The organism is Paractinoplanes rishiriensis (assembly GCF_016862375.1).
Taxonomy (GTDB): Bacteria; Actinomycetota; Actinomycetes; order Mycobacteriales; family Micromonosporaceae; genus Actinoplanes; species Actinoplanes rishiriensis.
Genome location: NZ_BOMV01000152.1, coordinates 1 through 2,317 on the forward strand (window position 1 = coordinate 1; position 2,317 = coordinate 2,317).

Consider the following 2,317-nt stretch of genomic DNA (forward strand, 5'->3'; position numbering starts at 1 on the left):
GCGTGGCCGCCGATTAGAGCTGAGCGGACCGGTGGATGGTCCGGCTTGACGCTCGGCGGAGAGGAACTGCGCAACCGATGCGACCAGCGTCCTGCTCGCTGCGTACGGCCGACCGGCCGGCCGTCCTGGTGGCCGGCTCCTGTGTCGGCGTCAACGTTCTGCTGGCCCTGCTCGGCATGATCGCGCCCATCCCGAGCTGGGTGATGTGGCCGGCGGCCATCCTGGGCTCCGCCGTTGGTGGCGTCGGCTGCTTGATTGCCGGGCTCACCGGGCCTGGCCGGGTCAGCACCTTCTGGAAACGCTTGGCCGTCGCGGCCACCCTCATGACCGCCGGCACAGTCGGCTGGGCCTACGACATGCTCACCGGCGACGGCGTGGCGATCAACCCGGTCACCAACGCCTTCTTCCTGGCAGCTATCGGCGTCGCGGTGGTCGCTCTGCTTCGCCTGCCGGGCCGGCGCCGCACCCGGCGGGGCACCGTGGCACTGTGGCTGGACATCGCCGTTGTCACAGTCGCGGCCATCCTGGCCGCCGGTCAGCTCGTGGCCGGCACCGACATGCCGGGTGTCCGCGGCGTCCTGGCGACGGCAATGTACGCGGTCATCCTCGGCACCTGCGGCGCCACGGTAGTCGCCGTGATCAAGGTGGGGATGGCCGGAGCAGAGCCGATCCACCCCCCGTCGATCTGGACCCTCGCACCCATCGGGCTGCTGGCACCGGTCATGTTCGTGCTCACCCCGTTCATGCAGCCCTGGCCGCACCTGAACCCGACCGTACTGTCCCTGCCGATGGCCGGGCTGCTGTTCACGCTGGCCTCCCGCGCCCAGGTCCAAGCCAACCGTGTGCCGCGCGGCCCGGCCACACAACCGCTGCCCACCGACCGGCCGCACCGGCCCTCCGTGTGGCGGCGCAGCATCAACGTCGTCCCGTACCTGGCCGTCGGCCTGACCGTCGCCATGGTGGTCGCGGTGGTCCTGCGCACCGGTTCCCTGCCGGCCACGCTCGCGATCGGCGCCGTCATGCTGATCGTCCTGGTGGTCATCCGACAGCTGCTGGCGCTCGCCGACAACACCGAACTGCTGGACCGGCTTTCCGAACAGGCCGAGCACGACGACCTCACCGGCCTGCCGAACCGCCGGTTCTTCACCGCCGCGCTGACCAACCGCACCGCCAACACCACCGTCGCGGTGTGCGACCTCGACGGCTTCGCGGCGCTCAACGACCGGCTCGGAGACGACTGCGGCGACGCGATCCTGCGCCAGGCCGCCGCCCGCATAACGCTCACCATCGACGGCGGCGCCGTCGTCGCCCGCCTGATGAGCGACGAGTTCGGCATACTGCTACCCGCCGGGCACGACCTCGCCGAAGGCCCCCAGCTCGCCGACGCGCTGCAGCACGCATTCCGGGCCCCGCTCCGCGTCGACGACCGCGACCTGCTGGTCACCGCAACCGTCGGCGTGGCCACCGGGGCCGGAGCCGACGTCCCCGACCTGCTACGCCGCGCCGAACTCGCGCTGGCGGCCGCGGCGCGTGCCGGCGGGAACCGCCACCGCGCGTACACGATTGATCTGGACGCCGGCGCCGAGCACCACGCCCAGATGGCCGCAGACATCCGCCGCGGCTTGGACCATGGTGAGTTCCGCCTGGTCTACCAACCCATCGTCCGGCTGCCACACGGCGACATACACGGTGTCGAGGCGCTCGTCCGCTGGCACCCGGACGGCGGCTCCCCGATTTCTCCCGGCGACTTCATCCCCGTCGCCGAGCACACCGGCCTGATCATCGACCTCGGCGCCTGGATCATCGACCGGGCCTGCGCCGACGCGGCCGGCTGGCAGCGCCGTCACGGCGGGGCCGCACCCTGGATCAGCGTGAACGTCTCCGCCCGGCAGCTACTCGACCCCGAACTCCCAGCGATCGTCAGCACCGCCCTGACCCGCCACGGCCTCGACCCGCGCCGCCTCACGCTGGAGATCACCGAGACCGCGGTGTTCGCCGGCGGCGCCGCAATGGCCACCGTACAGGCGCTACGCGATCTCGGCTCCGGCATCGCCCTCGACGACTTCGGCACCGGCCACTCGTCGCTGACGCTGCTGCGCACCTGCCCAGTCACCACCTTAAAGGTGGACAAGTCGTTCATCGACGGGCTCAACGGCACCGCCCAGCAGGAAGCGATCGCCACCTCCCTCAGCGGCATCGCCTCAACACTCGGACTACGCGCGGTCGCCGAAGGCGTCGAAAACGGCGACCAAGCCGCGCGCCTCCACGAACTCGGCTACCGGTACGCGCAAGGCTTCCACTTCGCCCGACCCGGACC

The 2,317-nt window shown here is 71.3% G+C and carries 1 protein-coding gene; it reads left to right on the forward strand.

The window, feature by feature from the left end:
• Positions 1–77: 77 nt before the first annotated feature.
• The coding region (locus Ari01nite_RS49310) for a putative bifunctional diguanylate cyclase/phosphodiesterase (RefSeq protein ID WP_203791672.1) at positions 78–2,317 on the forward strand (2,240 nt) is incomplete at its 3' end.